Raw genomic sequence first — 26,142 nt, forward strand, 5'->3', positions numbered from 1 at the left:
GTTCCGGTGCCGCCGTCGAAACCGGTCTGTCCCGGAGTTTTCTGCACCGACCGTGATGATTTGACTACCACCAGTATGCTGCGGGTCGGCACTGGGGGACGGGTGCGATTGGCAGGGGAGGGCCAGTGGCGTTTGCGGTGCAGCCCGCCGCTCTGCGCGGGTGCGCGGAGCTGTTGAGCGGTCAGGTCAATGAGGCCGGGACCATGCGGTCCTACGCGCAGGCCGAGATCGACGCGAAGATCGGCTGGGGTGGTCTGCTCGCCGTGCTCGGCGAGGTGTACCCCACCGTAGTTGACGAGCTGGGCGATTCCTTGAACAAGACCAGTCACTTGCTGAACAGCTCCGCGGCGGCGTTGACGAGCACCGCGGAGATGTACGAGTCGACTGATCACAACTCGGCGGTCGCGCTCGACTCCACCATGCCGGGCAAGGAGCGCGGCGCGGTCTTACCCGCCGACCAGCGGGAGCCCGCCACTCCGTTCACCCCGCGTCGGGATCCCAGCGGCAGACTGGCGGCACCGGGGGAGTATTCCGGCCAGTTCCGCTGGCAGATGGACATCCTCGACGCCGTGGGGCTGAGCATTACCGCGTTTGTCCGGCAGACCCTGGTGTCCACGGCCGGCTGGGATCCGTTCGAGCCGGTCATGCGGGACTGGACAGGCGACTGGGCGAAGATCCGTTCGGTGGCCGACGCCTGGCACAGCGTGCGCTCCGGCTTCGAGGACCTCTCGGTGAACGTCGTGCAGGCCGCCCAGGACCTCTCGGAGCAGTGGACCGGCAACGCCGCGGGCGAATGCCTCACCTATCTGCAACGCTTGTCCGAGTCCTTGTACGGGCAGGCGGAGTTCTGCCGGTACGTGCGGGACAAGCTGGTGGAGGCCGCCGACGGTGCGGCCGAGATGTACAAAGCGGCGTCGGGGCTGGTGAGCACTGCGATCGACTGGGCGATCACCGCCACGGTCGCCGCGGGTGCGGGCACCGCGACCGTCCAGTTCTACGGCATCGGGGTCGCGGGCTGGGTGCTCGCCGGCATCGCCGTCGAGCGCGTCATCACCATGATGGCCAGAGTCGCCAACATGATCAGCAATTTCAAGAACACCCTCGAGGGACTGGCGGGATTGCTGAAGAACATCCAAGGAACGTCCTTCGACGGCTACCGGGTGGCACACCTGCCCCTCGAGCCCTACACCCCACCGGGGAGGTGACCCTCGTGGACGATTTCCAGTCGGCCATCCGGCACGCGGTCCTCGAAGCGCTGGCCGCCGAGCGGCGTTCGCCTGCCGTGGCACGATTCGCGCAGGAAGTCCTCGACGGCCGTACGGACTTGCGGCGCACACTGGCCGAGGCGGGCGGTCAGGATTTCGAACTCGCTCTGCTCCGCGGCGTCGAGGACACCGGAGCCGCATTGCGGAACGTGTCGCCAGAGGATCTCGCCGCGATGAAGAACGCGGTCACCGACGCCTACGAGAACCGATTGCGCCCTGCCCCCGCGCAGGATTACGGGCCGGCCGACGACGGCGACTTCAGCGACGACACCTACCTGCGATGAACCACCCGAGTTGGCTGCCGCGCAAGCAGAGGTGGCCGGTCTACTTCGTCGTCGTCCTCGCCCTCGTGGTGCTGGCCGGGACACTGCTGCGCATTCTGCTCGACGGCGGTGAGCAGGAGCGGCTGCGGTCGGTCGACGAGCGGCTGCGGTCGGTGTGCGAGCGCGACCCGGCGTTGACCGAAGTGAGCGCACTGGTGGGGCCGATCGTCGGCCGCTACCAGGACGGCAAGGGATGCGTCTGGCGCGAGGGGGCGACGAGCACCCAGCTCGTCGCCCGCCGCGCCTCGATGTCCTTGGACAGGTGGACCCGGTCCATGGAGCAGATCGACCTGACCACGCGCTCACCGCGTGCCGTGGAGGTCAAACTCGTGCACCGCGCGGCCTACTGCACAGCGGCGTTCGACAACACCGCGGGTGGTGTGATCGAGGTCGAGGCGCTTACCGAACTGGACAACGACTGCCGCCGCACGGCCGCGGCGGCAGTCGCGATAGCCGACGCCATGAGGTGACGGGATGGGCTGGCGGCCGGCTCGGCCGCCAGCCCATCGCGCTCAACGCCCGGCCACCTCGTATCGCGTGCCCCGGCCCTGCCCGGTCTGCACGAGGTCACCGCGCTCGACCAGTTCCTTGAGCAGCGCCCGCGCGCTCGGCGCGGGCAGCCCGGCCACCTCGGCGGCCTGGGCCGTGGTGATCGGCCCGTTCGCCGCGAACTCGACTACCACCTGGTACTGCTCGGAAGTGAACGCGATGTCCACCTTCGTGCGCGGCGCGGCCTTCCGGGGCTTGCCCGCCTTGCGGGGCAGCGGCGAGACGTCCACCCGACCGGTGGGCCTCCAGGCCGCCAGATCCTCGGACGCGATCTGCAGCTCGCCGAGCTGCCCGTCCAGGAAACCCTGGTAGATCGCGTAGGGCGACTCACCGAAGACCGGGTCGACCTCGCTGTGCCACTGCTTCACCCACGGCAGCACCTCGTGCAGACCAGCCAGCAGGGGCAGCAGTCGGTCCCGTTCCCAGCCCTCTTCGCCCTGGCGCTGGCTGATCAGCACGGCGAGCGCGTGGGCCTGGTCGCGGTGGTTCCACCCGGCCCAGCCGAGCAGCAGGCTCCCGTCGCCGTCACGGGTCGCCGCCGGGTAGGAGATGAACCGCTCCTTCGGCACGTCGAGTTTGCCGCGGTGTCGCCAGTAGGAGTTGCGCAGGAAATCACCCGAGCCGTACTTCGGAGGAACCGGGATGTCACCCAGTTCCTCCTTGACCTTGATCCGCACGGCCGGATCGGTGACTTCCTTGCCCATGCTGGCCGCGATCGCGTCTTCCTGGCGCTGCAAATCCCACACGTGCTCCCAGTCGGCGCGCTTGCGCAGACCGGCGGGCTTGTAGCGGTAGGCGGGGAGGAACGGGACGTGCTCCTCGTCCACGAGCGCCGCGACGATTTCGGCCAGGTCGGCGTCCTGATTGCCCAGCGCGTCGGTCGCCCACAGCCGCGCGACTTCGGTGAAGTCGGTATCGCCGCGCATCAGGTCGGTCAATTCCGACACGGATCGCACGGTGGGCTGTTCGAGGCCATTCGCGTCCTCGGCATACCAAAGGTGGCGGGCTTCCAGGCGGTCCTGAAGCCACTCGCGCAGCGCCCGCTCCTGCTGCTTCTCCCACGGCTCGGTAGCCCAACGCCGCTTACACTCCGGCCGCTCGATCAGCGCAATATCCCGACGCTTTTCGATCAACGCGATACGCGCCTCGACCACGCGCCGGTATTCCTCGGGCCAGTGCGCGGGAAGCTCAGTGATCGGCGTCGAGCCGTGCCTGGCGAACCATTGCGTCTCCACCTTGCCCTCAGCCATCTTGCGAGCGAGCACGATCTCGAAGGCGCGCTCGCCCAGGTTGAGGCCGGGAACGGTAGCAGGGTCGGGGATGACCACCTCGGCCGCTTCGGCATCGGATAGCAGGCCGTAGCGCTGATAGACGTCCCAGTCCAACTCCTCCTGCTCGGCAATCATCCGAGCACGGAGTTCGGTGTACTCGATGCGTGCTTTGGACAATGAACTGCGATTTGGTGTGAAATGCTTAGTGATGACCGACGGCGTCTGGGTAGACAAATTCTGGGCGAGATCATCCAATCTGCGAGCTCGTGACAGGGGGGATTTATCTGGCAGCGGAAACTGCTCGAGCTTCATTCCGGTAAACTCATAACTAAAAGACCAAGGTTGATCCGATGAGCCGCCTCCTGACTGCACAGCTCCGCCTTTTTTCTGGCTTACTTGTTTTAGCCAGAAGCAGGCCGTAGAGGAGTTCAATGCGCCAAGCAGGCCAAGGTAGTCGTCAATCGACGATCCTTGGGTAAGTTTAATTACCGGTGCAGATCTATTGAATACTTTCCCGCCGCGATCTAGAGTAAAGTGATTATGTGTGGACACGAAAGCGAAAACGATGGAAATGGGCGTTTTGTAGCGGTTGGCGAAAAACATGCTGTGGTCGAACCAGCGAAGGCCGCGTTCGTGAGGGCGTTGACCGAAGTCGATGCGCTCACGTAGGTTGTTTCGTAGAGGCCACAAGTGTTGTACGAAGACGGCGGTCGGCGACTTCGAGGTGCCATCTTCATTATATGGGAATAGTGTGACCGTACGATTGTTCAAACAGTAGTCTCGGGTGTTGTCGCCCAATATTACCGGAACTGTTTCGTTGGAAAGCTGCAATCGTTTAGTGGCGTCGGGTGGCAAAAAGAAAGCTTCATCAAGGCCGGTGTGCGTGGTTCTTCCTGTATCAATTTCTAGTGACGTCAGGCGTTGGTTGACGCTTTCGATCCTCCGTAGGAGTTCATCTGAGCCGCCACCGCTAAGTGACCAGGGGTGGCTATGAAGTTGATTGGGATAAAAGTCGGTAACGCTTACCCAATCCGACTCGCTATCGACGACTTCAATTTGATTTCTGATCGCCTGCCACACCGCGCCTTCGGCGGGATTATTCGGCTGGGAGGGTTCGCCGCGTATCCCTAGAACTACGCGCACTTTACGTGAGGAACTTGGCATTTGGCGAAGTCCTATTAGAATTACGGTCGGTGTGCCATGTCCGGGAATGAAAGCGCCAGACGTATCAATAACGTGCGTAAGATCAACGGTGGGAAAAAACTTCTCTATAAGCTTAGCTCCAAATTCACGTTTCATAAAGCCGTTTGATGTAATTTGACCGACGAATCCTGCGCCACGACGATCTGCGCCTGCCCGTCGGGCAAGTTCAAAGAACCTTTGAGCAAATGGCACTGTGAGTTGATACTGACGGTAACAGGTCGAGTAGTAAGTGCGGTATTCTCGATTAAGTGCCGGATCGCCTACGGTGATGTATGGAGGATTCCCTACAACCACATGGTAGGAGCCCTCGTCAAGAAGTGAAGGGAATTCATCAACGTCTTCTGATGCGAGTTTGAGGCCAACGAACTCGTCTATTTCTTCGAAGGTTTCACGTTTCTTTGCGAGCAAGGAGTCGCCCGTAGCTACCGTCACTGCCCAGCGCTGGTTTGCGGCCTGTTCGATACGGTATACACCTGCTACGCGCCAAGCTGCCAGGATGAGTCGAAAGCGGGCGATAGCAACGGCGAAAGGGTTCAAATCTACGCCGTGTATGGAATCGAGTGCTCGACGGGCTACCTCCGTATCGCTTAGTCCCGGAGCTTCTTCGCGCCATGCATCTACGAGCCTGTGAAATGCGCCCAGTAGGAAGTGTCCGGAACCGCAGGTCGGATCAATGAGGCGAAATTCATTAAGGTTAAACTCGCCGAGTGCAGAGTTTAGAGTGTAGTCGAGAATAAATTCCTCGATGAAATGTGGCGTTTGAAGAAGCGCATACTTATCCTTTGCCGACTGAGACATATCTTGGTACAGATCCCCCAGGAAGCGGGTATTCCAAGATTTGTCATGAAAGTCGTGAACTAGCGGACCTTCCGGGTGTCGAATGCGCCAGAACCTAATTAGAGCCTTAGCTCCGTCGTGTGATAGTGGGATGCGGTAGGCAGGATTGTTGCGGCGATCGAACAGCATCGCGCCCGCATCGCTGCGCCTGAGCGAGTTGAAACTTTGTTTGATCCAGTCCGCGTCGGTAGCGTGAGGCTGCTCTCGGAAGAATGCGCTGTGCGCGTCTTCCGCTTCGGTCAAGCGATTACCAGGACCCGATAGCATCGGGTCAATCAGTCCGTTGTCCTCGCACCAGCGCACGAACACCGTGCCGAGTACCCATGCAACAGCAGCTTGAGTGATCTCATCAGCGAGGAAGGAGTTGAAGGTGGCAGCGGTGCGCTGAGCCTTGACTGCCTTCTCGTAGTCAGCTTTGAGTTTGGCCTTGACCTCGGGCAGTCGATCGACCTGCTCTCGTAGGTCTTCCTCCAAGGCCAGCACCTGCTTCTGCAAGTCGGCGAGCAACCTGGAACGATCAAGGGAGGGGGACGTCACGAGGAGTCAGGGTAGGCGAGTGGGACGGCTCGTGAGCCGTCCCACTCCGAACAACTCAAACGGCGATCTTCAACGATCGCACGAAGGCTTGGAAGGCGCTGGTAGAGATGGAGAGATGACCGGCGGCAGGACGCTTCGAGTCCCGCACGCCAGCCGTGTCGCTGCCTAGCGCGACCTCCACGCAGTTGCTGTCGTTGCCGCTGTAGGTGCTCTTCCGCCAAGTAGACGCGCTCATGCGCTCCACCTCACTCTCGGTCGAGGTCGTGCGCGATGGACGTCATCAACCGCACCGAGTCCTGCTCGTCCAGCGCCACGTCCGTCAGCTTCTCCACCGTCAGCCTATAGAGCGAGACCTTCGCTGGGTCGTCTAGGAACAGACCGGTCGTGCGGTCTTCGATGTGCACGACCGGTCGATCGCTTGCGAAGTCGAAGATGACGAACTGACCGAGTAGCCCGGCGTAACCAACGACTGCGCTCGGGATGACCAGGATCGTCACGTTGGCCCGATCGGTCAGGTCGATGAGGTGCTTGACCTGCCGGGCCATCACCTTGGGGCCGCCGATCGGCAGGCGCAGCGCCGCCTCGGTGATGATCAGGTTCAGCTCTGGTGGGGTGCGTCGCGCCAGGATCGCCTGCCGGGCCATCCGGCGGCCGACGCGAACCTCGATGCTCGGCTCCTCCTCGTCCACCTGGATGGCGGAGATGACCGCGTAGGCGTACTCGGGAGTCTGAGCCAACCCTGGGACGAGCATCAGCTCGAAGTCGGTGATGACGGTCGCCCTGGTCTCGAAGTTCGTGTAGGTGCGGCTCTGCACGGTCGGGTTGCTCGCTTCGAGCAACCCGGAGCCATCGCCACCGCGCGCCCGGTCCAGCAGACGGTTGCGCTCGGGGCCGATGACGCCGATGACCGCCAGGATGGCGGAGACCTCCTCCGGCGTCGGCTCCCGCTTGCCGTTCTCCAGCCTGCTGATAGTGCTGGCCGAGACGCCGAGCCCGTTGCCGACATCTTGCAGGGTCAGCTTGGCGGCTGTTCGCAGGCGTTCCAACTCGAATCCGATTCCCCTGGTGATAACGCCGGACTTCTGCCTCGTCACGATGACCTCCTTGCATGGTGTGCACGCATCGAAGCAGAGAAACAGCTTCTACCTGCGGAAAGTCACCCCATTGAGGTAGATTCGAGCCTTGCTCTGGATCTTGTTTTGCTGCAATTCTCGGCGCTGTGAACGGTTCTGAGGTGGACAAGGTGCTCCGCCAGCACCTGGCAATGCTGCTGATCGGCATCGAGTGCGGCGAGGACGCCGACGTGCTGCGGCTGGCCAGGGCGGAGACGCACCGGCTGATGGGCGCGCTGCTCGCATGCCTCCGCGCGCACGCGCTCGACCAGTCCGGTTCGTGCACCGCGTGCCGCGTTCGCCGGAATGCCTGCTCCGCAACGACATCAGCCTCGCCCTGATGCCCGTGGCGCAGGCTCCTCACGGCGGCGGCGCGGGTGGCGCTCCTCCTAGCGCTCTCCCCTCCCGCGCCGCCGTCCTCGGATAAGGAGAACGCCGTGCTGCTGCGTCACGAGCGGGTGGCCCTCGCTTCGCAATCGCTGTTGTCGAGGACCGCCCGCATGTCTCCGGAGCAGCGGCACACCTTGTGCCGCCACCTCGCCGCGACGAGCCCGGTGCTCGCGTTCTGGGTGCGGTGGACGGTGCGGTTCCCCGTGCTGTTCACCGCCGGGCTGCTGGCGCACCTGGCGGCGTTGCTGGCGCTCGCCTTCGACCTGGCCGTGCTCGCCTACGCCTTCATGCTGCCCGGCATGGTGCTGCTCGCGGTCGCGGGCGTCCGGCTGTGGCGGATCTGCTCGCAGGCGCTCGACATGGCCGTTGGCGCCTGCCTCCCGGAGAGAAGGACCAGTGACCCCTGACAAGCCGATCGAGGACATGACGATGTCCGAGCTGCTGACCAACCAGCTCGACCAGGAGCCGTTCGAACGCGAGGAAGCTCAGCCGGTCCGGCCCAGCAGTTCCGACACCGAGTGAACCAGCCGCGCGTGGTCGGCCGGGCTGAGCGTGGACCACGCGCGGCCGTCACCGGAAGGGCGGCGGGTGAACTGCCACCGCCCTTCCGGGGTGTCGTAGAAGGTCACCGCGTAGGGGCCGCGCTTCCTCGGCCCCGGCCTGCCGTACTGGGTGGGGCGGACGGCTGTGCCGAACTGGCCCATCCGCATGACGCTGCCCAACACCGAACTGACCTTCTGCGCGTCGGGACGCGGCAGACCGCTGTCCCGCAGCGCGGCCTCCATCCGGGCGGCCGACTCGCCGGCAGCGGCCGCCGCGCGCTCCAAGTCCGCCGAGGGCAGGTTGATCGAACGGGACCTTGGCATGGGGTGGGAAGGGATCAGCGACACCACCGACGCGGCGAGCGTGCTCTCGTCGATGTCACGCAGGTGCAGTGCGTCGGCGGTGAGGACGGCCAGCACCCCATGACCGCGACGGGCAGCGGCCACCGCGCGCACCCGCGGTCCGGCGTCCAGCCGCAGCCTGGCGTCGACCTCGCGCTCCGGGCGGGCCAACAAGTCCAGTTGCCCCGCCAACCGCGCGTCGAGCCGGCCGCGCTCGGCCAAACCCTTGGCTTGCAGCGCCCGCCACGCGTCCTGGAGCAGGACGCGCCGCTCCTCCAGCGTGGCACCGTGCGAGGGAATGGACAGGATGGTGGGGAGTTCGCCCAGCCCGAGGTGCTCCCAGCACAGGTCGAACTCCAGCCGGGACAGCGTGCACGTCACGACTGGTCGTCCCCGATCACCGGCGGGGCGACGCGCGGGATGTCGTCCTGACCCCACACGTCTTCCAACTCCTCCAGGTAGGGGGCGGCCTTGTGCTCCAAGTCATCCTCGCCCTGGCCCCGCTGCGGCGCGCCCGCGATGCCACCCATGCCCGGTGCACCGGCTGCGCCCCGGACACCCGCCGCGGCAGATCCCGGCGTCGTTCCGGGACGTCCAGTGTGGACATCGCCGCCGCCGATCCCGGACGTCGGACCGGGAAGGGGCGGCTGGCCGGGAAGGGAAGGCTGGCCGGGCAGACCACCGAACCTCGGTGCGACGCCGAAACCCCTGGGCGAGCCGACGCCCGTGCCCTTGGCAGGTCCCGAGCCAGGGCCGTTCACGCGGGAATCCTGGTTGCCGATCCGGTCTCGTCCCGGCGGCATCGGCTTCGGCGGCACCAGCCCAGGCGGCATCGGGCCGACGATCGGCGGCCCGCCGATCGGGGGCGGCGTCGGGGTGGGGGAGGGGACAGGCGTGGGGAGCGGACCCGGACGCGGCACCAGATCCGGACGCGGCCCAACGGCGGAGGTGTCGGTGGTGTCCTGGTCAACCGGCGTCAACGCCGGCGGCGTGCTCACCTGCTGCTGAGTCGGTTGCTGGGTCGTCTGTCGGGTCGACCGGCTCTGCTCGGTGGCCGACGTGGTGCTCCACTGGCCGTCCGAGAACTGCTGCGAGTACTGCCGCTGCGCCTCGGGCTGCTCGAAGTGCGGCTCGGCCACCTCGGTGGTCACCCGCGGCGGCGGGGTGAACGCGCCCAGCGCCGCGACCGCGGAGGAAGCGCCATCGCGGTAGCCGTCCATCACCCGGACCGCTTCGCGCTTGGCCTCGTTGGCCTGCTGCTCCTGGATGTCCTGGTCGGTCTGCCCGCCCACCAGGTGCGTGAACCCGGCCGGGATGCCCAACCAGTCGTCATTCGCCGTCGAGGACACCTGCACCGGCTCGGGCATCCTGGTCACCGCGCCGGTGTAGTACGACTGCTGAGCCTGGAAGGACTGGTGCGTCGCCACCCCGGCCTGGCGGGCGTCCTCGGCCCACTGGACCAGCGGGGCTGCACTGCCGGTGAACTGCTCGCCCGCCGCGCCCACCCACACCGCGCCCGCGTCCCGGATCGCGGCTTCCAGCTCCGCCTTGGCGTTGGCCATCACTGCCCGGAAGCCGTTCCACGCGTCGTCCACGGCCTGCGCCGCCGAGGAACCCGGCCCGCCGTGGATCTTGTCGTAGAGCTGCTGGTGCGACTGCGCGTCGAAGTTGTGGTTGCCGATGCCCATCGACGCTTCCCCCTTACTTCAGCAAGTTCTGCATGGCGGCTTCGGCGAGCTGCCGCGCCCCGTCGCACGGCTTCGGGAAGCGGTCCTGGAAACTCGGACTGACCGAGAAAGCCACGGCCAGGTACTGCCCCTCTGCGGTGTCGATCATGAGGTCGCAGCGGTTGGGACTGCCTGGGATGGCGACCGTGATCGTCGGAAAACCCGCGACCGGCTCTGCATCCACCGGTTGCCCGGTCCGTTTTCCGCTGGTCCACGCCTCGATTCCCTCGTGCAGCACGGGAACGAGGATGTTGTTGGCACCCGTGACGGTCCACGTGCACCCGGTCGACTTCAGTGCTTCGAACTCGGATGAGCGACCCTCCTGGTCGACCCCCAGCTGGGCCAACTGGTCGCTGGTGAGCAACTCGCACGGGTTCCTGCCATCGAGCCTGATCGAACGAGGACGTGTGGAGGACGGCTCGGACGATGCTGTCGTGGTCCGAGCATCGGCGGTGGTGGTCTCAGGCTTGGGCGTACCGCCTTCGGCGCTGCAACCTCCAGCCGCGAGGAGCGCGACCATGACGGCTAGCGGAATTCGGCGCATGGCGTTCAGATGCCCCTGTTCTGCTGCTGCATGGTGTTGTGGTTGGCGTCGTCGACGAGGTTGTAGGTCTTCGCGGCCTGGTCGAGTTGGTCGATGTTCAGGTTCAGCTCATCGATGAAGTGCCTGGTGACGTCGATCGCCGCGGTTGCGTTCTCGGCGAAGACCCCGGCGGCGTCCTTCGACACCTCGTCGTCCGCCAGCGGCTTGGCGATCAGGTTGTACTCCTGGCCGTCCAGGAAGTCCTGGATCATGTTCCGTACCGCCGTGTAGCGGGCTTTCAGAGCGAGGATTCGCCCTGGCTCGACCTGCATGGTCACTCCGCTGGCGGTGCTGGCGGTCCCGCCTGCATCACCGCTGGCCAGGAACGGCATGAGACTCCCCTTCTCCTGCCTGGCAACTCAACGCTCATGAGACGTCGCTGTGCGTGCACAGGTTCCCACACACCGGTACGTCCGGTCCCGAGATCTGCTGGATTCAGCTCGCCTGGGGGCGGAGTATGTCAGCGGGCGGCCACGGGGACCGGGCGATGATCCATTCCTCTGGCGTGTTCACCCGGACGACGTACCCGCCGATGCGAGGGGCCTGCGTCTCGTCCCCCACCGGACACAGCAGCACCAAGGCATCCAGCTTGGGCGACATCCACGGCCTGCGCCGCCGAGGAACCCGGCCCGCCGTGGATCTTGTCGTAGAGCTGCTGGTGCGACTGCGCGTCGAAGTTGTGGTTGCCGATGCCCATCGACGCTTCCCCCTTACTTCAGCAAGTTCTGCATGGCCGCTTCGGCGAGCTGCCGCGCCACGGCGCACGGCTGTGGGAAACGGTCCTGGAAACTCGGGCTTACTGTGAAGGCAGCGGCCAGGTACTGCCCCTCCGCGGTGTCGACCATGACGTCACAGCTCAGCGAGTCCGACTCCAAGGTGACGGTGATCGCCGGGAAACCCATGACCGGCTCGACCGCGGTCGCCTTCCCAGTGCGCTTGCCGCCGGTCCAGGCTTCGATGCCTTCTCTGGTCACCGGCACCAGACTGTTGCTCGCGCCGGTGACCGTCCACGCGCACCCCGTGGTCTGGTACGCCTCGCTCTGTCGTGGCCTGCCCTCGCGATCGATCTTCAGCGCAGGCAGTTGCTCGGAGGTGAGGAGTCTGCACGGGTCCTGGCCGTCGAGTCTGATCTCACGAGGTCGCGCCGACGTCGGCTCAGCCGAAGTCGGCGTCGTGGTGGAAGCGCCAGTGCTGGCGTTCGATCCGGCCTTGGGGGTGCCGGGTTCGGCGGTGCAGGCCGTGATGAGGGCCAAGGCAGCCAGCGTCAGAACCAAAGGTCGCCTCATGGCGTTCAGATGCCCCTGTTCTGCTGCTGCATGGTGTTGTGGTTGGTGTCCTCGACCAGGTTGTAGGTCTTGGCCGCTTGATCGAGTTGCTCGATGTTTAGGTTCAGCTCATCGATGAAGCGAGTGATCACGTCTATGGCGGTGTCCGCGTTCTTACGGAAGACCTTGGAAGCATCCTTGGACACTTCGTCGTCGCCGAAGGATGAAATCTTCAAGTTCTCCCGCTGAGCCCAGTAGAAGTCCTGGACCATGTCGCGGACCGCCTCGTAGCGGGCTTTCAGAGCCAGGATTCGCCCTGGCTCGACCTGCATGGTCACTCCGCCGGTGGTGCCGGCGGTCCCGCCTGCATCACCGCTGGCCAGGAACGGCATGAGACTCCCCTTCTCCTGCCCGACAACTCAAAGCACATGAGACGTCGCTGTGCGTGCACAGGTTCCCACACACCGGTACGCCCGGTCCCGAGATCTGCCGGATTCAGCTCGCCTGGGGGCGGAGTATGTCAGCGGGCGGCCACGGGGACCGGGCGATGATCCATTCCTCCGGCGTGTTCACCCGGACGACGTACTCACCGATGCGAGGGGCCTGCGTCTCGTCCCCCACCGGGCACAACAGCACCAAGGCGTCCGGTCCCGCCAGGCCGCCCGTCCCGGCACCGTACCTGGCCCGCGCCGCGAGCCGCTCCAGCAACTCCTGCCCGGCCGGGTAGCGGCCCAGCGGGGTGAGGCCGTCCAGCGCCAGCACCGGCCCGGCCGTCCACCGCTCCTCCAGCAGCCCGCACGCCCGCTCCACGACCCGGTGCAGGTTGAGCTGGTCGTTGCTGCCCGGCGCCGCCGCGTCGGCGCGCAGCACCCGGTCGAAGTCGGGGATGTTCAACTGCCGCGACACCTGCCGCACGGCTTGGACGAACGCCGTGGTCACGTCGACGACGGGGAGCTCCAGCGCCGCCTCCACCGCCGAACGGGCCTGCGCCCAGCGCTTGCGCCGCACGGTGATGATGCGGACCCCGCCGTGCCGCACGACCTCCACCAGCCTGGCGTCCACGTCGCTCGCGGCCGTGCCCTCCACCAGGGGACGGCTGATCGAGCCGGTGGACGGGGCCTGCGAGGAGACCGCGGTGGTGGGCGAACTCTGCCGGGGGCGGTAGAACTCGCCGTCCCAGATCAGCGGGAACCCCGCCTCGCCGAGCAGCTTCTCCAACTCGCGGCCGACGGGCAGGCGCTCGAGGCCGGGGAAGCGGTTGTCCACCCGCTGCTGCACGGCTTCCGCGCGCAGCCCCTCCTCCGGCAGCCCCGCACCGGCCTGCGCCAGGCGCAGCGCCCGCACCAGCGGCAGGTCCTTCGGGTACAGCTCCAGCCGGACGTTGGCCAGCACCGAGCCCGAACCGGCCGTGGCCAGCCTGACCAGGCGCTTCTCGTCGAAGACCTCCCCGGTGGGCTCGGCGCACCCAGCCAGCGCGCGCACCACTGCGGTCGGGGTGGGCAGCGGGTCCTGGGCGGCCAGCTCCTCGGCCTCGCGCGCCAGCCGCACGGCCAGGTCCAGCAGCGATTCGTCCGACGGCGTGTCCACCGGGTCGCGGGAGCCGACCTGCAACGCCAGCAGCACCCGCCCGTGGTGCCTGCGCAGGGACAGGCGCTGCTCCTCGCGCTGCCAGTCGAGCTCGAACGCGGCCCGCAGCACCGCGTGGGCGTAGGCGTGGCGCAGCCGGGGGTCCGTCACCTCCGCGCAGCCGTGCTGGGTCAGCAGGTGCTCGGCCAGTTCCTCGGCGGCGGCCACCCGGCGCAGCGAGACGAGGGTGTCCACCACCTCGTCGAGCACTTCGTCGAGCACGTCCAAGCCCGACCACGCCTTGCGTCGCCCGGACAGCACCTGGGCGATCCGGCCCTGCGTCAACCCGGTGATCCCGGCGACCTCCACGTTGGTCGGCCACCGGGAAGCGGGCAGCGCCCCGCTCTCGTCGGGGAGCCCGAGCAGCAGGCGGGAGATCGTGGCCTGCGTGTCGTTGCGCCGCTTGGCCTTCGGCAGCAGCAGCGCGACGATCGAGTCCAGCGGCAGCCGCGACCCGTCCAGGTCCGCGGGCAGCGGGACGGTCCTGATCGCCCCCGGATCGGTCACCAGCCTGGTGCGCCACGCGGTGATGCGGTCGATGAGCTCGGTGCGGGTCTTGCGGCTGAGCCCGCGCGCCTTGCGCACCTCGTTGAGCCGCAGGTCCAGCAGGTCGCCCACGGTGTTCGCGCCCAGCCGGTGCGCCACCGCGACCGCCCGCAGCGTCAGCCCGGCCGCGTCCAGCGCGGTGTCCAGCGTCGCCCGGTCGGCGGCCTCCTGCCGCAGCTCCACCGGGTCGTCCGAACCGGAGGACGACACCGCCGCCGGGCCTGTCTCGTCCAGCGCGGTGAAAACCCGCCGCCACGCCTCACGCATCTGCGCCGCGGAGGAGAACCGCTGCTCGGCGTCGCGGTGCAGGGCCTTGCTGAAGAAGGTGCGCAGCGGCTCCCGCAGCGGCGCTTCGAACAGCTCGCTGGACAACGTCACGGGCTGGTCGAGGAACTGCGGGTTGGTGCCGTCGTCCCCCCACGAGGGCAGCTCCAGGCTGGCCATCTCGTGCAGCGTCACCGCGGCGGCGTAGCGCTCGGCGTGCGCGTCGTAGTCCGGGCGGCGGTCGCTGCCCAGAAAGGGGTCGATGTAGCCGCGGGTGCCCGCCTGGACGTCCTTGAGCGGAGCCCCCGCCAGCGAGAAGTCGAACAGCACCAGACCCTGGCCGTGCCGGGGGTGGTTGCGCACACCGAGGTTGTCCGGCTTGATGTCCCGGTGCAGGACGCCCTTCTTCTCCAAGTACGACAGCGCGTCCAGCAGTTGGTCGCCCAGCAGTTGCAGCTTGTCGGGCAGCAGCGCGCCCTCTTCGCGCAGCACCTTCGCCAACGACCGGTCGCCCGCGTAGTCGATCTCGATCGCCTGGCGGTTGCCCAGGGGGAACAGGTTGCGCCGCAGCACCACGATGTGGTCGTGCCGCAGGTCTTCCAGAGCCTTGGCCTCGTCGTCCAGGCGGCCTTCCGCCTCAACCGACCTCGACACCTTGACGACCGTGTCGAGGCCGTCGTGAAGGGTCAGGAAGGCCCGCGCCGTCGCACCCGTGCCCAGTACGCGCTGCACGACGTAATCGCTGCCCGCCAGCCGCTCGCCCTTCGCGGCGTCCCACGGGTCGACGTGCTCGGTGTCGGGCTCGGTGGGCCGCTGCGCGGCGCTGAACTCCTCGAGGAAGTCGGCGACATCGGTGAACCGGTCGCTCACCACCGGTGCGGTCGCCAGCGCGACGACGGCGTCCAAGTCGTCGGGGATGCTGTCGTCCACCGCGCGGGGATGCAGGCCGCCCTGCCGCTGGAGCCGCTCGGCCAGCTCCGAACGCGACGACGCGGGCGGCTGACCGGTGAGCACCAGGTAGGCGATCGCCCCGACGCCGAACACGTCGATCGCGACCGTGCCATCCGGCTCGTCGGTGAAGTCCGGCGCCAGGTAAGGGCCTGCCGTGGTCTCGACGTGCGCGGCGGCCCCGGAACTGGGGCGCAGCCGGTGGTCGGTCGAAGGCCCGGACAGGCCGCGGGCCGCCGCCTGCCACTCGCCGACCTGCAGGCGCGGCTTGGTCCAGTCGCCGCCGGTCGGCTGCACGATCACCGCGCGCGGCGACAGCGCGCGGTGCACCAGCCTGCGCTCGTGCGCGTAGTGCACCGCCTCGGCGAGCTGGCGCACCATGTCCAGCTTCGTCGGCAGGTCCAGCTCCGCGTGGTGCTGGGCGAGGAAGTGGTCCAGCCGCTGCGCATCACGCGGTTGTTCGATGAGTAAAGCGGGCCCGGCCTCGTGGTCGACGAAGTCCACCGGCCGCAGCAGACCGGGGTGCTGGATGCCCTGGCAAGCCCGGAACTCGCGTTCGGCGGCGGCCCGGATCGAGCGCTGCTTGTCCGGGTCGGCCTCGCGCTCGTAGAGGTAGATCCGCACCCGGCGGTACTCCGCGGGCATGTCCTCGCGGGTGGCGTGGTGGTCCTGCCAGGTCGGGCCGCTGTCGTAGGGGCGGGGCTCGATCTGCCACTGGCCGACCGTGACGCTGCGCTTGGTGCGGTGGATGCCCACCCGCTCCAGCAGCCGGGGCAGCGCCCGGAAGAACTCCGGCCCGATCGGCGACCTGCTCACCGGCCCGGTGAGCAGGTCGGAGCCGATCTTGCGCAACGAGGTGCCGTTCTCCGGGCCGTACACGCCGTGGCGCTGGCTGTCGTCCAGCTGGCACACCATGCCCGCCTCGGACAGGAAGACGGCCGCCGTGACGAACGGGATGGCGATCCTGTCCCGCTGCGCGGCCCGCCCGAGCAGCGACTTCAGCTCCTTGGCCTTCTGGTTGGCCAGGATCAGGGGGTTGTCGAAGGTCCGCGGGCCGCCGTTGGCGCGGTGCTGCACCCACGTGCCGTGGCGGTTGGTGAGCCTGCCGCTGAGGCTCTTGATCTCGATCAGGTGCAGGCCGCTCGGCGTGGCGACGAGCAGGTCCACTTCCCTGATGTGCCCGTACTGGGAGATGAAGGTGAAGTTCGACCACGCCTCGTAGGGGTGCCGATCGGGCAGCAGCTCGCGCACGTGCCGCAGCGCCGCCCGCTCGTGGCGGAAAGCGGATTGCGTGATCTCGTGCCACCTGTTCGACTGCTCGTCCACCCCGTCCCCTCCTGCTCGACGCTCCATCCTGCACCATCGCGCACTCGGATCGAGCGGTTACCGGATGTGGCGCTTTGGGTGTCGTCGGAGGTGGCCGAGCCGCGTCCCTCAGGGGATCACGACCGCACGATCACGCAGCCGGTCCCACGTGCTCACGTCCAGGTCGGCGAAGACCAGCAGTTCGTCCACCGAGCCGAACGGGACGGGGTGCCGCCGCCGGGCGTCCTCGATCTGCTGGGCGGCTGTCGCGTCGAGCTCGCACACGGCCGCGATGAGCTGGGGCGGGGCGGTGTTGATGTCCAGCAGGCCGCCGTCGTCGTACTGCCTGGGCAGGTCGGGGCGGCCGATGCGCAGGTCCCGCGCCAACACCGGATCGCTCGCGGCGAGAGCGCGTGCCTGGTCGCGCTTGGCGCGCATCGCCAGCGCGGCGGCGACCGCCGGGTCGGACGCCCACGGGTCGGCGGGCCTCGCGGGCGGCAGGACCGGCTCGGGGAGCGCGTAGACCTCGCGCCGGACGCGGCTGAGCTGCAGGCAGGCCGCGACCACGGTCGCCACGGCGACAGCGCCGACGACCGAGCTGAGCACGTCCTGGGCCGACCCCTCGGGGTGGTCCACCTCACTGGGCGGAACGATGATCATCAGTGTCGTTCCGAGAGCCGCGTAGGCCGCGGTCCACAGCCACAGGGCCTTCCTGCGCAGCCGGTGGGCGGCGTGCGCGAAGGGGATGGCGGCGAACAGGCCCACGCTCGCGATCACGACGACGAAGTACCACTTGCCGGGGCGGCGCGGGCGGTTCACGGTGCCTCCACTGAGCGTCAGTCCGGGTGCAGTGGAATATCGGCTCCGCGTCGCCGATCGTTTCAGCAGGTGGTCAAGCCTTGACCAGGACCTTCGCGCGCTTGGCCAGCCGCTCGTCGACGGCAGCCAGGTCGAACGCGGCCGGGTCGAAGCCCTCGGCGCTGTCCAGTCCCAGCCACTGCAGCATGTCGGCGTGCTCGGGGTCGGCCGGGTTCGCCACGACCTCGCACAGGTGCTCGTAGCCGTGGACGCCACCGCAGTCCTCCGGGGGAGCGGCGCGCTTGCCGGTCAGGCAGCGGGGGTAGGCGACACCGGGCTCGGCGTCCAGGACGTCCTCCACCACGATGCGGTGCTCCCAGTTGTCGCCGAAGTCGTAGAGGTACAGCAGGCGGGCCTTGACCTCCGGGGTCACCTCGGAGAGCTTCTTGGTGGCGGCGCTGCGGTGCCCCAGTTCGCGGTCGGAGCGGGGGCCGTACTCGCCCACGGGCGTGGAGAAGACCCACAGGTGGTAGTCCTCCCACGCGAAGGCCTCCTGGATCGCCTGGTGCAGGTGCTGCAGGGTGATCGTGGACGGCACTTCCAGCCTGCGCCAGATCGGCGGCTTGCTGCCGCCGAGGGTGATCTTCAGCCGGTGCACGGTCGCCGCGGGCACGGCGGCGGAGCCGGACAGCAGTGAGACCCGCTGGCACAGCAGCGCCATGCTCAGGTGCACGTCCTCGCGCTGGTCGGGATGCTCCGCGCACACGTCGTTGCCCAGCGCCCGCTCCAGCCGCGCCCTGGCCTCGTCCGGGCTGTACTCGACGTAGGCCGTGCCGAGCTGCTCGGCGGCTTCGCGGTAGCCCTCCTGGATCAGGTCCGGGCGGTCGCTGACGAAGCAGTCCTTCACGCCGCCGCCCAGGCTGTGGTCGATCAGCACGACGACGGCGTGCGACTTGCGGCCGTAGGCGAACGTGATGGCGATGCCCTCCTGCGCGCCCACCGGATCGGCGTAGCCGAAGCAGGTGCTCACCGCGGGCTTGCCGACCTCCTTGGCCCACGAGGGGGTGCGCACCCCGGCGGCGACGAGCCGGTCGGCGGCCTCGGCGGCGGCGCGGGCGCCACCCGGCGGGGCGAGCGCGGCGAGCACGCGCAGCATCGCCAGCGCCCGTTCGTCACCGACGACCTCGACGCCCTCGATCAGGGAGGCCAGCGCGGCGGGGAAGTCGTCCTCGGCCACACCGTTCGCCAGCGCGGCGAAGAACTCCGACCCGAACAGCTCCACGCCCAGCGGGGTGATCCCCGGCTCCAGCAGCTGGGCGAAGTCGTCGAGCATCTCCTCCACGGACTCCTCCGCGGAGAACACCACACCCGCCTCGGACAGGCGGTCGACGGCTTCCTCCGCGTCGCGCGAGCTGTCGACCAGCCGCAGCAGTTCCCGATCGGCGCCCGCCTCGACCAGCGCCGCGCGGATCTCGGACAGGGTGGGCAGGTCCGTGCTCGACACCCGGCTCATGGTGCCAGGGCGCTCAGGGCTCCCACACCTGGATCGCCCTGACCACGAACGGCGCGTCGGGCACGAACGTGCCGCCGCCGGGGTAGGTGGTGAAGTCGGCCTCCGTGGAGCAGTTCGCCCCCTGGTAGACCGAGGTGTCCCGGCTCAGGCGGTTGGCGAACGACCGGGCCACGAAGCCGTCCGGCAGGGGGATGCACTCACGCGGGTTGGCCGTCTCCAGGTCCAACCGGTGCGCCGCGCCGGTGTAGTCCACGCCCGCCCACGCGCAGAACTCGCCGCGGTCACAGGGGGAATCCGTCGCCGCCGCGCTCCCGGCCGCGCTCCCGGCCGAGGCCAGGAACAGGGGCAGGGCCAGGACGGCGAGCAGTGCCTTGTGCATGCCTCCAGATTCCGCACTTCCGATCAAGCAGGCGACGATCTCCGCAACGCTTCACCACATCGTGTGGTTTCACCGCACCCGTCGGCGCAACCTGCGCAACTGCCCCTCCAGGTACGGGCGGGCGCGGCGCTGGCCGCCGCGTTCGGTGATGGCGTCGTCCAGGTCGGTCAGCACCCGCTCCACGCGGTCGGCGTCCGGGTGCCAGCCGCGCCGCTCGCACTCGGCCAGCCAGTCGACCGGGCTGAGGTGGCCGCGCTGCCGGTTGCAGCGCTTGCACGCGGCCACCTCGTTCTCCAGCCACGACGGGCCGCCCTTGACCTTCGGCACCAGGTGGTCGGTCGTGGGCGCCACCCGCTCGGAGAAGACGCGGCGGCACCACGTGCAGTCGTCGCCGTCGCGGAGCATCGCCAGCGCCAACCGCGCGGCCCGGTCCGGTGCGGTGTCAGGCATCGCGCAACCGCGCGGCCAGCCGGACGGCGTCGTGCGGGGCCGCGGCGTCGGTGTCGTTGTCGAAGTACACGTAGACGTCGTGGTCGGCCGACCACGCGCGGACCTTCGCGGCCCAGGCGTCGAGCTGCTCGTCGGTGTAGCTGCCGACGTAGAGGGCCTGGTTGCCGTGCAGGCGCACGTAGGCGAAGTCGGTGGTGACGTCCTCCAGGTAGGGGAAGGTGCCCGCCGAGTCGGAGACGACGAGGGCGATGTCGTGGGCGCGCAGCAGGTCGTGGAAGTCCGGGGTGAGGAACGTGGGGTGGCGGACCTCCAGGGCGTGCCGCAGCGGCAGGTCGACCTCGGTCGTGGTCCACGCCCGCTCCTCGGGCAGGCGCTCGTCGTGCCCCTCGGCGAGCTTGGCCGCCGCCGAGGTGGTGCGCGGCAGCAGGTCGAAGAAGGTGGTCAGGCGCTCCTCGTCGTAGGACAGCCGGGGCGGCAGCTGCCACAGGAACGGACCCAGCTTCGCCCCCAGGGCGAGCACGCCGGAGGCGAAGAAGTTCGCCAGCGGCGTCTCCACGTCGCGCAGCTGCTTGAGGTGGGTGATGAACCGGCCGCCCTTGACCGCGAACACGAAGTCGTCGGGGGTCTGCGCCGCCCACGCCAGGTAGCTGCTCGGGCGCTGCAGCGAGTAGAACGAGCCGTTGAGCTCGACCGAGCTGAGCAGGCCGGAGATGTGCTCCAGCTCCCGCCGCTGCACCAGGCCCTGAGGGTAGAACGCGCCGCGCCAGGTCGGGTAGACCCAGCCCGATGTGCCGATCCGAACATCACCCGTCACCTCGAACGGATACCCGTTCGAGGTCCAGTGCACTCGGAGGGCGAATTCCGGCCACCATGGTTCTGTGACGCTCGCCGACCGCGTTCTCCGGCTGCTCGCGGAGCACCCGGAAGGGCTGACCGATGCCGAGATCGCGTCCGCGCTCCACGTCGTCCACCAGCATGTGAACAGCTGCTGCCGCTCGCTGGCGGACAAGGGGCAGATCGTTCGGGACGGCTTCGCCCGACCCATCCGCAACCGCTTGCCCGGTGAGCAGGCGCTCCCACCACCCGCTCCGGAGGTGAAGGGCGGCGTCGAACGCGGTGAAGGTCTGGTGCAGGGGGAAGTGGTCACCTGGCTGGTGGCAAGCGGGTGGAGCATCGGTCGAGTCGCCGAGACGGCCAGTCGTGAGCGGGGCATCGACATCGTGGCCGAACGGGCCGGGGTGCGGTTGCACGTCGAGGTGAAGGGATTCCCCTCGAAGTCGTACGCCGACCCGCGTCGCGCGGGTGAGGTCAAACCCACTCAGCCCGCGACGCAAGCGCGGCACTGGTTCAGCGCCGGGCTGATGAAAGTCCTCCAGCTGCGCCAGGACTACCCGCAGGACGCCGTCGCGCTCGCGCTGCCCGACAGGGGCACGTATCGCCAACTGCTCGCCACCGTGGACAGCACGATCCGCACCATGCGCCTGGCGGTGTTCCTGGTCCGGGATGACGGTTCGGTGGAGGACCGGTGGCCCGCCCCCTGAACGGCTACCCGACCGGCACGGCCAGCCGTTCGGCCAGCGCCAGCGCGTTGTGCGGCGCGGCCCCGTGCATGGTGTTGTCGAAGTAGACGTAGACGTCGGTGTCCCACTCCCGGATGCGCTTGGCCCAGCCGTCCAGCGCCTCGGGGGAGTAGTCGCTGACGTACAGCTCCTCGTCACCGTGCAGCCGCACGTACCGGAAGTCGGTGGTGTCGTGGTCGAGCACCGGGAAGCGCCCCGGCGGCGAGTCCGACAGCACCAGCGCCACCTCGTGCTCGCGCAGCAGCTCCAGCAGCTCGGGGGTGTCGAAGCTGGGGTGCCGGACCTCCAGCGCGTGCCGCACCGGAGGTCCGGGCAGCAGCTCCAGGAACTCGGCCAGGCGGGCGCGCTTGAACGGCAGCCACGGCGGCAGCTGCCACAGCACCGGGCCGAGCTTGGGGCCCAGGTCGAGCAGCCCGGAGTCGAAGAACTCCGCCACGTCGTCGGCCACGTCGCGCAGCCGCCGCTCGTGCGTGACGATCTTGTGCGCCTTGACCGCGAACAGGAAGTCGTCGGGGGTGCGGTCGGCCCAGCCCCGGTAGTCCGACGGCTTGCGCAGGCCGTAGAACGAGCCGTTGATCTCGACCGAGTTCAGCTTGCGCGAGAAGAACTCCAGCTCCAGCCGCTGTTGCAGCCCTCGGGGGTAGAAGTCGCCGCGCCACTCCGGGTAGCGCCAGCCCGCGGTCCCGATCCTGGTCTCACCCACCGTGACCGGGTGGCCACCTCGGGGCTCGCCGAAACCTCAGAACCCCGCTCCGTCCAGCGCGCCGCGGACCACCGCGTCCACCTCGGCCTGCGGGTCGCGGGCCAGCGCGGCGGCGCAGGGGCACTGCGCCAGGTCGCTGCCGCACAGGTAGACGCCCAGCACCCGCAGGCTGCGCGCGGTCTGCCGCAGCCGGGCCGCCCCGCGCAGCCGGACCTGCCCGTACACGGCCCTGGCCAGCTGGTGGGGCGCGCTGGGGCCGAGGTCGACGCAGGCCTGGCTGTCCAGCTCCTCGGCGACGTGGGCGATGGGGCGGCAGCCGCACGCGCGCACCGAGCGCACCAGCCGCTGGTCCAGCCGCGCGACCAGGCGGCGGTGCACCTCGTCGCGCCACGCCCGGTCCTGGCGCAGGAACGACACCAGCTCCTCCACCCGCACGGGGTCGGGGCGGCGGCTGCGGCAGCGTGTTCTTCGACGGTGGGAGCTCATGCCACCCAAGATCGGTCACCGGACACGTCGGGGAGCGCTCCCTCACTCCTCTGCGCGAGTGCGTGACCCCGCCGCAGCAACCGGTGAACGCGGTGCGGAGCGGTCGTCGTCGCGGCGTTGCGCGCGGTGAGCGGCGGTTGTCGTCCGTTGGCTCGCCCTGACCCGATCGGCCGTACCGCGTGAGTGGCCACAGCAACGCGCCCGGCCCCCGCGAGGGGACCGGGCGCGTGCGGACGAGCGGGGGTCAGGCCGGGACGGAGGCGACTCCGGGAGCCAGGAACCGCTTGCCGGTGACCTTCTCGGAGATGCCCGAGCGGTCCAGGTACGGGGTGATGCCGCCCAGCCAGAACGGCCAGCCCGCGCCCAGGATCATGCACAGGTCGATGTCCTGCGCCTCGGCGACCACGCCCTCGTCGAGCATGATCCGGATCTCCTCGGCCAGCGCCTCCAGGGCGCGGGCCTTGACCTCTTCACCGGTCAGCGGCTTGTCGCCGAACTGCCAGAGCGCCTGGACCTCGGGGTCCACGGTCTGGTTGCCCTGCGCGTCCCACTGCCAGACGGCGGTCTTGCCCGCCTTGACGAACGCGGCCATGTTCTCGCTGACGCCGAAGCGGTCCGGGAACGCGCCGTGCATGGTCTGCGCCACGTGCAGCGCCACCGCCGGGCCGACCAGCTGCAGCAGCACCAGCGGGCTCATCGGCAGGCCCAGCGACTCGGTGGCCTTGTCCGCCACCTCGAACGGGGTGCCCTCGTCGATGGACTTGACCACCTCGCCCATGAACCGGGTGAGCAGCCGGTTGACCACGAACGCGGGCGCGTCCTTGACCAGCACGCTGGACTTCTTCAGCTGCTTGCCGACCGCGAACGCGGTGGCCAGGGTGGCGTCGTCGGTCTGCTCGGCGCGCACGATCTCCAGCAGCGGCATGACCGCCACCGGGTTGAAGAAGTGGAAGCCCACCACGCGCTCGGGGTGCTTCAGGCCCGAGGCCATGTCGGTGATCGACAGCGACGAGGTGTTGGTGGCCAGCACCGCCTCGGCCGAGACGTGCTCCTCGACCTCGGCGAACACCTGCTGCTTGACCTTCAGGTCCTCGAACACGGCCTCGATGACGAAGTCCGCGTCGGCGAACGCGGCCTTGTCCAGCGACCCGGACACCAGCGCCTTGAGGCGGTTGGCCTTGTCCGGCGACACCCGGCCCTTGCCCAGCAGCTTGTCGATCTCGCCGTGGACGTAGCCGACGCCCTTGTCCACCCGCGCCTGGTCGATGTCGGTGAGCACCACCGGCACCTCCAGCCGCCGCGCGAACAGCAGCGCCATCTGCGAGGCCATCAGGCCCGCGCCGACGATGCCGACCTTGGTGACCTTGCGGGCCAGCGACTTGTCCGGCGCGCCCGCCGGCCGCTTGGCCCGCTTCTGCACCAGGTTGAACGAGTACAGGCCCGCCCGCAGCTCGTCGGTCATGACCACGTCGGCCAGCGCCTGGGTCTCGGCCTCGTAGCCGCGGTCGAGGTCGTTCTCGCGCGCCAGCTCCAGCAGCTCCAGCGCCTTGAGGGCGCCGGGGGCGGCACCCTTGGTGCGGCCGTGCACGATCGCCTTGGCCCGCGCCACGGCGGCGTCCCAGCCCTCGCCGCGGTCGATCTCCTTGCGCGCCGGGGTGATCTCGCCGCGCACCACCGAGGACAGCCACAGCAGCGACTGCTCCAGGTAGTCGGCGGAGTCGAACAGCACGTCGGCGATGCCCAGCTCCAACGCCTTCTTGGGGTTGAGCATCTTGTTCTGGTTCAGCGCGTTCTCGAAGATCACGGTGACCGCGTCGTTCGCGCCGATCAGGTTGGGCAGCAGCTGCGTGCCGCCCCAGCCGGGGAACAGGCCCAGGAACACCTCGGGCAGCGCGATGGCCGCCGCGTTGGCGGCCAGCGTGCGGTAGTGGCACGACAGCGCCAGTTCGAGGCCGCCGCCCATGACCGCGCCGTTGACGAAGGCGAAGGTCGGGATCGACGACTCGGTGAACTTGCGGAACACGTCGTGGCCGAGCCTGCCGATGGTCTCGGCCTGCTCGCGGGAGCTCGCGCCCTCCACGGCGGTCAGGTCCGCGCCCACGGCGAAGACGAACGGCTTGCCGGTCACCGCGATGGCCGCGGGGGAGGCCGCGGCCGCCTCGTCGAAGGCCCGGCCCAGGCTCACCAGGCCCTGCGGGCCGAAGGTGGACGGGCGGGTGTGGTCGTGGCCGTTGTCGAGGGTGATCAGCGCGACCGGCGCGGTCAGGCCCGGCACGGTGATCAGCCGGGTCTTCGCGTGCGTCACGACCTCGTCGGGGAAGAGGGCCTTGGCCTCCTCGGGGGTCAACGCGGTCACTTCGCCTCTCCCGTCCAGTTCGGGTTCTCCCAGATCACGGTGCCGCCCATGCCGATGCCGATGCACATGGTGGTGATGCCGTAGCGCACGTCGGGGCGCTCGGCGAACTGCCGGGACAGCTGGGTCATCAGCCGCACGCCGGAGGAGGCCAGCGGGTGGCCGGTGGCGATCGCGCCGCCCCACGGGTTGACCCTGGGGTCGTCGTCGGCGATGCCGAAGTGGTCCAGGAACGCCAGGACCTGCACGGCGAAGGCCTCGTTGATCTCGAACAGGCCGATGTCGTCGATGGTCAGGCCCGCGCGCTTGAGGGCCTTCTCCGTGGCGGGCACCGGGCCCACGCCCATGACCTCGGGCTCGACGCCCAGGAAGGAGTAGCCCACCAGCCGCATGCCGATGGGCAGGCCCAGCTCGCGGGCGGTCTCCTCCTCGGCCAGGATGCAGCCGGTCGCGCCGTCGTTGAGGCCCGCGGCGTTGCCCGCGGTGACCCGGCCGTGCGGGCGGAACGGCGTCTTGAGCTTGGCCAGGTCCTCGACCGTGGTGCCGGGGCGCGGCGGCTCGTCGGCGGTGGCCAGGCCCCAGCCGTGCTCGGCCGAGCGGGTGGCCACCGGCACCAGCTCCGGGCCGATCTTGCCGTTCTTGACCGCGTCGGCGTACTTGGCCTGCGACGCCGCCGCGTAGGCGTCGGTGCGCTGCTTGGTGATGGCCGGGAACCGGTCGTGCAGGTTCTCCGCCGTGGAGCCCATCACCAGCGCGGACGGGTCGACGATCTTGTCCGACAGGAACCGGGGGTTGGGGTCGACGCCCTCGCCCATCGGGTGGCGGCCCATGTGCTCGACGCCGCCCGCGATCACCACGTCGTAGGCGCCGAAGGCGATGCCGCTGGCCGAGGTCGTCACCGCGGTCATCGCGCCCGCGCACATGCGGTCGATGGCGTAGCCGGGGACCGACTTGGGCAGGCCCGCCAGCAGCGCGGCGGTGCGGCCGATGGTCAGGCCCTGGTCGCCGGTCTGCGTGGTGGCCGCGATGGCCACCTCGTCCACGCGCTCCGGCGGCAGCTCCGGGTGGCGCCGCAGCAGCTCGCGGATCACCTTGACCACGAGGTCGTCGGCGCGGGTCTCCGCGAAGATGCCCTTGGGACCGGCCTTGCCGAACGGCGTGCGCACGCCGTCCACGAAGACCACGTTTCGAACGCGTGCCGGCGCTACGGGTGCGGCCACGGCGTCTCCTCCACTTGTGGTGACG

General features: G+C 68.8%; 26 protein-coding genes. 7 read left to right on the forward strand and 19 right to left on the reverse strand.

Annotated elements, in window-relative coordinates; translation table 11 throughout:
* Positions 1-125: 125 nt before the first annotated feature.
* The 3 genes from JOF41_RS03785 to JOF41_RS03795 are packed head-to-tail and all read left to right on the forward strand — an operon-like array spanning position 126 to position 2,058.
* Positions 126-1,205 (forward strand): hypothetical protein, encoded by a 1,080-nt coding sequence (locus JOF41_RS03785; protein WP_209616139.1) that lies wholly within the window; start codon positions 126-128, stop codon positions 1,203-1,205.
* A 5-nt stretch (positions 1,206-1,210) separates the two neighbouring features.
* Positions 1,211-1,549: a hypothetical protein gene (locus tag JOF41_RS03790; protein ID WP_209616141.1), complete on the forward strand. Its 339-nt coding sequence runs from the start codon at positions 1,211-1,213 to the stop codon at positions 1,547-1,549.
* Positions 1,546-2,058, forward strand: coding sequence for a hypothetical protein (locus JOF41_RS03795; protein ID WP_209616143.1), 513 nt, complete (start codon positions 1,546-1,548; stop codon positions 2,056-2,058). The genes JOF41_RS03790 and JOF41_RS03795 overlap by 4 nt, the downstream gene beginning before the upstream one ends.
* A gap of 42 nt (positions 2,059-2,100) precedes the next feature.
* On the opposite strand, the gene pglX is transcribed toward JOF41_RS03795, so the two are convergent.
* From pglX to JOF41_RS03810, 3 genes are all read right to left on the reverse strand, one after another.
* Entirely contained in the window at positions 2,101-5,955 is a 3,855-nt protein-coding gene (pglX, locus tag JOF41_RS03800; RefSeq protein ID WP_244989497.1) for a BREX-2 system adenine-specific DNA-methyltransferase PglX, read from the reverse strand.
* An 85-nt stretch (positions 5,956-6,040) separates the two neighbouring features.
* Entirely contained in the window at positions 6,041-6,220 is a 180-nt protein-coding gene (locus JOF41_RS03805) for a DUF397 domain-containing protein (protein WP_209616147.1), read from the reverse strand.
* A gap of 10 nt (positions 6,221-6,230) precedes the next feature.
* Entirely contained in the window at positions 6,231-7,079 is an 849-nt protein-coding gene (locus JOF41_RS03810) for a helix-turn-helix domain-containing protein (protein ID WP_209616149.1), read from the reverse strand.
* Between the two features lie 140 nt (positions 7,080-7,219).
* Between JOF41_RS03810 and JOF41_RS03815 the strand changes: the two genes are divergently transcribed.
* The 3 genes from JOF41_RS03815 to JOF41_RS37615 all read left to right on the forward strand — a co-directional run bounded on the left by JOF41_RS03815 (position 7,220) and on the right by JOF41_RS37615 (position 8,009).
* Complete coding sequence (locus tag JOF41_RS03815; RefSeq protein WP_209616152.1) at positions 7,220-7,438, forward strand: hypothetical protein; 219 nt, start codon at positions 7,220-7,222, stop codon at positions 7,436-7,438.
* 159 nt (positions 7,439-7,597) lie between these two features.
* On the forward strand, positions 7,598-7,894 hold the full coding sequence (locus JOF41_RS03820; protein WP_209616155.1) for a hypothetical protein: 297 nt from the start codon (positions 7,598-7,600) through the stop codon (positions 7,892-7,894).
* Positions 7,884-8,009 (forward strand): hypothetical protein, encoded by a 126-nt coding sequence (locus JOF41_RS37615; protein ID WP_276515660.1) that lies wholly within the window; start codon positions 7,884-7,886, stop codon positions 8,007-8,009. Before JOF41_RS03820 ends, JOF41_RS37615 begins: the two co-directional genes overlap by 11 nt.
* Here the strand turns inward: JOF41_RS37615 and JOF41_RS03825 are convergent.
* From JOF41_RS03825 to JOF41_RS03880, 12 genes are all read right to left on the reverse strand, one after another.
* Complete coding sequence (locus tag JOF41_RS03825; protein WP_209616157.1) at positions 7,973-8,752, reverse strand: ESX secretion-associated protein EspG; 780 nt, start codon at positions 8,750-8,752, stop codon at positions 7,973-7,975. The genes JOF41_RS37615 and JOF41_RS03825 overlap by 37 nt on opposite strands.
* Positions 8,749-10,059 (reverse strand): PPE family protein, encoded by a 1,311-nt coding sequence (locus JOF41_RS03830; RefSeq protein WP_209616159.1) that lies wholly within the window; start codon positions 10,057-10,059, stop codon positions 8,749-8,751. The genes JOF41_RS03825 and JOF41_RS03830 overlap by 4 nt, the downstream gene beginning before the upstream one ends.
* 13 nt (positions 10,060-10,072) lie before the next feature.
* Complete coding sequence (locus JOF41_RS03835) at positions 10,073-10,618, reverse strand: DUF3558 domain-containing protein (RefSeq protein ID WP_209616162.1); 546 nt, start codon at positions 10,616-10,618, stop codon at positions 10,073-10,075.
* Positions 10,619-10,647: 29 nt separating this feature from the next.
* The gene (locus tag JOF41_RS03840) at positions 10,648-11,013 is read right to left on the reverse strand and encodes a PE domain-containing protein (protein ID WP_209616164.1); all 366 of its coding nucleotides are present in this window, start codon (positions 11,011-11,013) and stop codon (positions 10,648-10,650) included.
* 378 nt (positions 11,014-11,391) lie between these two features.
* Entirely contained in the window at positions 11,392-11,934 is a 543-nt protein-coding gene (locus JOF41_RS03845; RefSeq protein ID WP_209616166.1) for a DUF3558 domain-containing protein, read from the reverse strand.
* 38 nt (positions 11,935-11,972) lie between these two features.
* Positions 11,973-12,338: a PE domain-containing protein gene (locus tag JOF41_RS03850; RefSeq protein ID WP_209616168.1), complete on the reverse strand. Its 366-nt coding sequence runs from the start codon at positions 12,336-12,338 to the stop codon at positions 11,973-11,975.
* A 103-nt stretch (positions 12,339-12,441) separates the two neighbouring features.
* Positions 12,442-16,656: a BREX system serine/threonine kinase PglW gene (gene pglW / locus JOF41_RS03855; protein WP_209616170.1), complete on the reverse strand. Its 4,215-nt coding sequence runs from the start codon at positions 16,654-16,656 to the stop codon at positions 12,442-12,444.
* 108 nt (positions 16,657-16,764) lie between these two features.
* Positions 16,765-17,454 (reverse strand): ComEA family DNA-binding protein, encoded by a 690-nt coding sequence (locus JOF41_RS03860; RefSeq protein ID WP_189226081.1) that lies wholly within the window; start codon positions 17,452-17,454, stop codon positions 16,765-16,767.
* 73 nt (positions 17,455-17,527) lie between these two features.
* On the reverse strand, positions 17,528-18,937 hold the full coding sequence (locus tag JOF41_RS38105) for a plasmid pRiA4b ORF-3 family protein (protein ID WP_209616173.1): 1,410 nt from the start codon (positions 18,935-18,937) through the stop codon (positions 17,528-17,530).
* 22 nt (positions 18,938-18,959) lie between these two features.
* A complete protein-coding gene (locus tag JOF41_RS03870) occupies positions 18,960-19,325 on the reverse strand; it encodes a peptidase inhibitor family I36 protein (protein WP_189226080.1) in 366 nt (121 codons plus the stop codon).
* Positions 19,326-19,394: 69 nt separating this feature from the next.
* The gene (locus JOF41_RS03875; protein ID WP_189226079.1) at positions 19,395-19,775 is read right to left on the reverse strand and encodes an HNH endonuclease; all 381 of its coding nucleotides are present in this window, start codon (positions 19,773-19,775) and stop codon (positions 19,395-19,397) included.
* Entirely contained in the window at positions 19,768-20,589 is an 822-nt protein-coding gene (locus JOF41_RS03880; protein ID WP_307867221.1) for a DUF72 domain-containing protein, read from the reverse strand. Before JOF41_RS03880 ends, JOF41_RS03875 begins: the two co-directional genes overlap by 8 nt.
* A 64-nt stretch (positions 20,590-20,653) precedes the next feature.
* On the opposite strand from JOF41_RS03880, the gene JOF41_RS03885 reads away from it, so the two are divergent.
* On the forward strand, positions 20,654-21,316 hold the full coding sequence (locus JOF41_RS03885; protein WP_244989499.1) for a MarR family transcriptional regulator: 663 nt from the start codon (positions 20,654-20,656) through the stop codon (positions 21,314-21,316).
* A gap of 4 nt (positions 21,317-21,320) precedes the next feature.
* On the opposite strand, the gene JOF41_RS03890 is transcribed toward JOF41_RS03885, so the two are convergent.
* The 4 genes from JOF41_RS03890 to JOF41_RS03905 all read right to left on the reverse strand — a co-directional run bounded on the left by JOF41_RS03890 (position 21,321) and on the right by JOF41_RS03905 (position 26,117).
* A complete protein-coding gene (locus JOF41_RS03890) occupies positions 21,321-22,058 on the reverse strand; it encodes a DUF72 domain-containing protein (protein ID WP_189226076.1) in 738 nt (245 codons plus the stop codon).
* Positions 22,059-22,094: 36 nt separating this feature from the next.
* Positions 22,095-22,544, reverse strand: a complete 450-nt coding sequence (locus JOF41_RS03895; RefSeq protein ID WP_189226075.1) for a hypothetical protein — start codon at positions 22,542-22,544, stop codon at positions 22,095-22,097.
* Between the two features lie 244 nt (positions 22,545-22,788).
* The gene (locus tag JOF41_RS03900) at positions 22,789-24,900 is read right to left on the reverse strand and encodes a 3-hydroxyacyl-CoA dehydrogenase NAD-binding domain-containing protein (RefSeq protein ID WP_209616182.1); all 2,112 of its coding nucleotides are present in this window, start codon (positions 24,898-24,900) and stop codon (positions 22,789-22,791) included.
* Positions 24,897-26,117, reverse strand: coding sequence for a thiolase family protein (locus JOF41_RS03905; RefSeq protein ID WP_189226073.1), 1,221 nt, complete (start codon positions 26,115-26,117; stop codon positions 24,897-24,899). Before JOF41_RS03905 ends, JOF41_RS03900 begins: the two co-directional genes overlap by 4 nt.
* Positions 26,118-26,142: the final 25 nt, after the last annotated feature.

It is taken from the genome of Saccharothrix coeruleofusca (assembly GCF_017876325.1).
Classification (GTDB): Bacteria; Actinomycetota; Actinomycetes; order Mycobacteriales; family Pseudonocardiaceae; genus Actinosynnema; species Actinosynnema coeruleofuscum.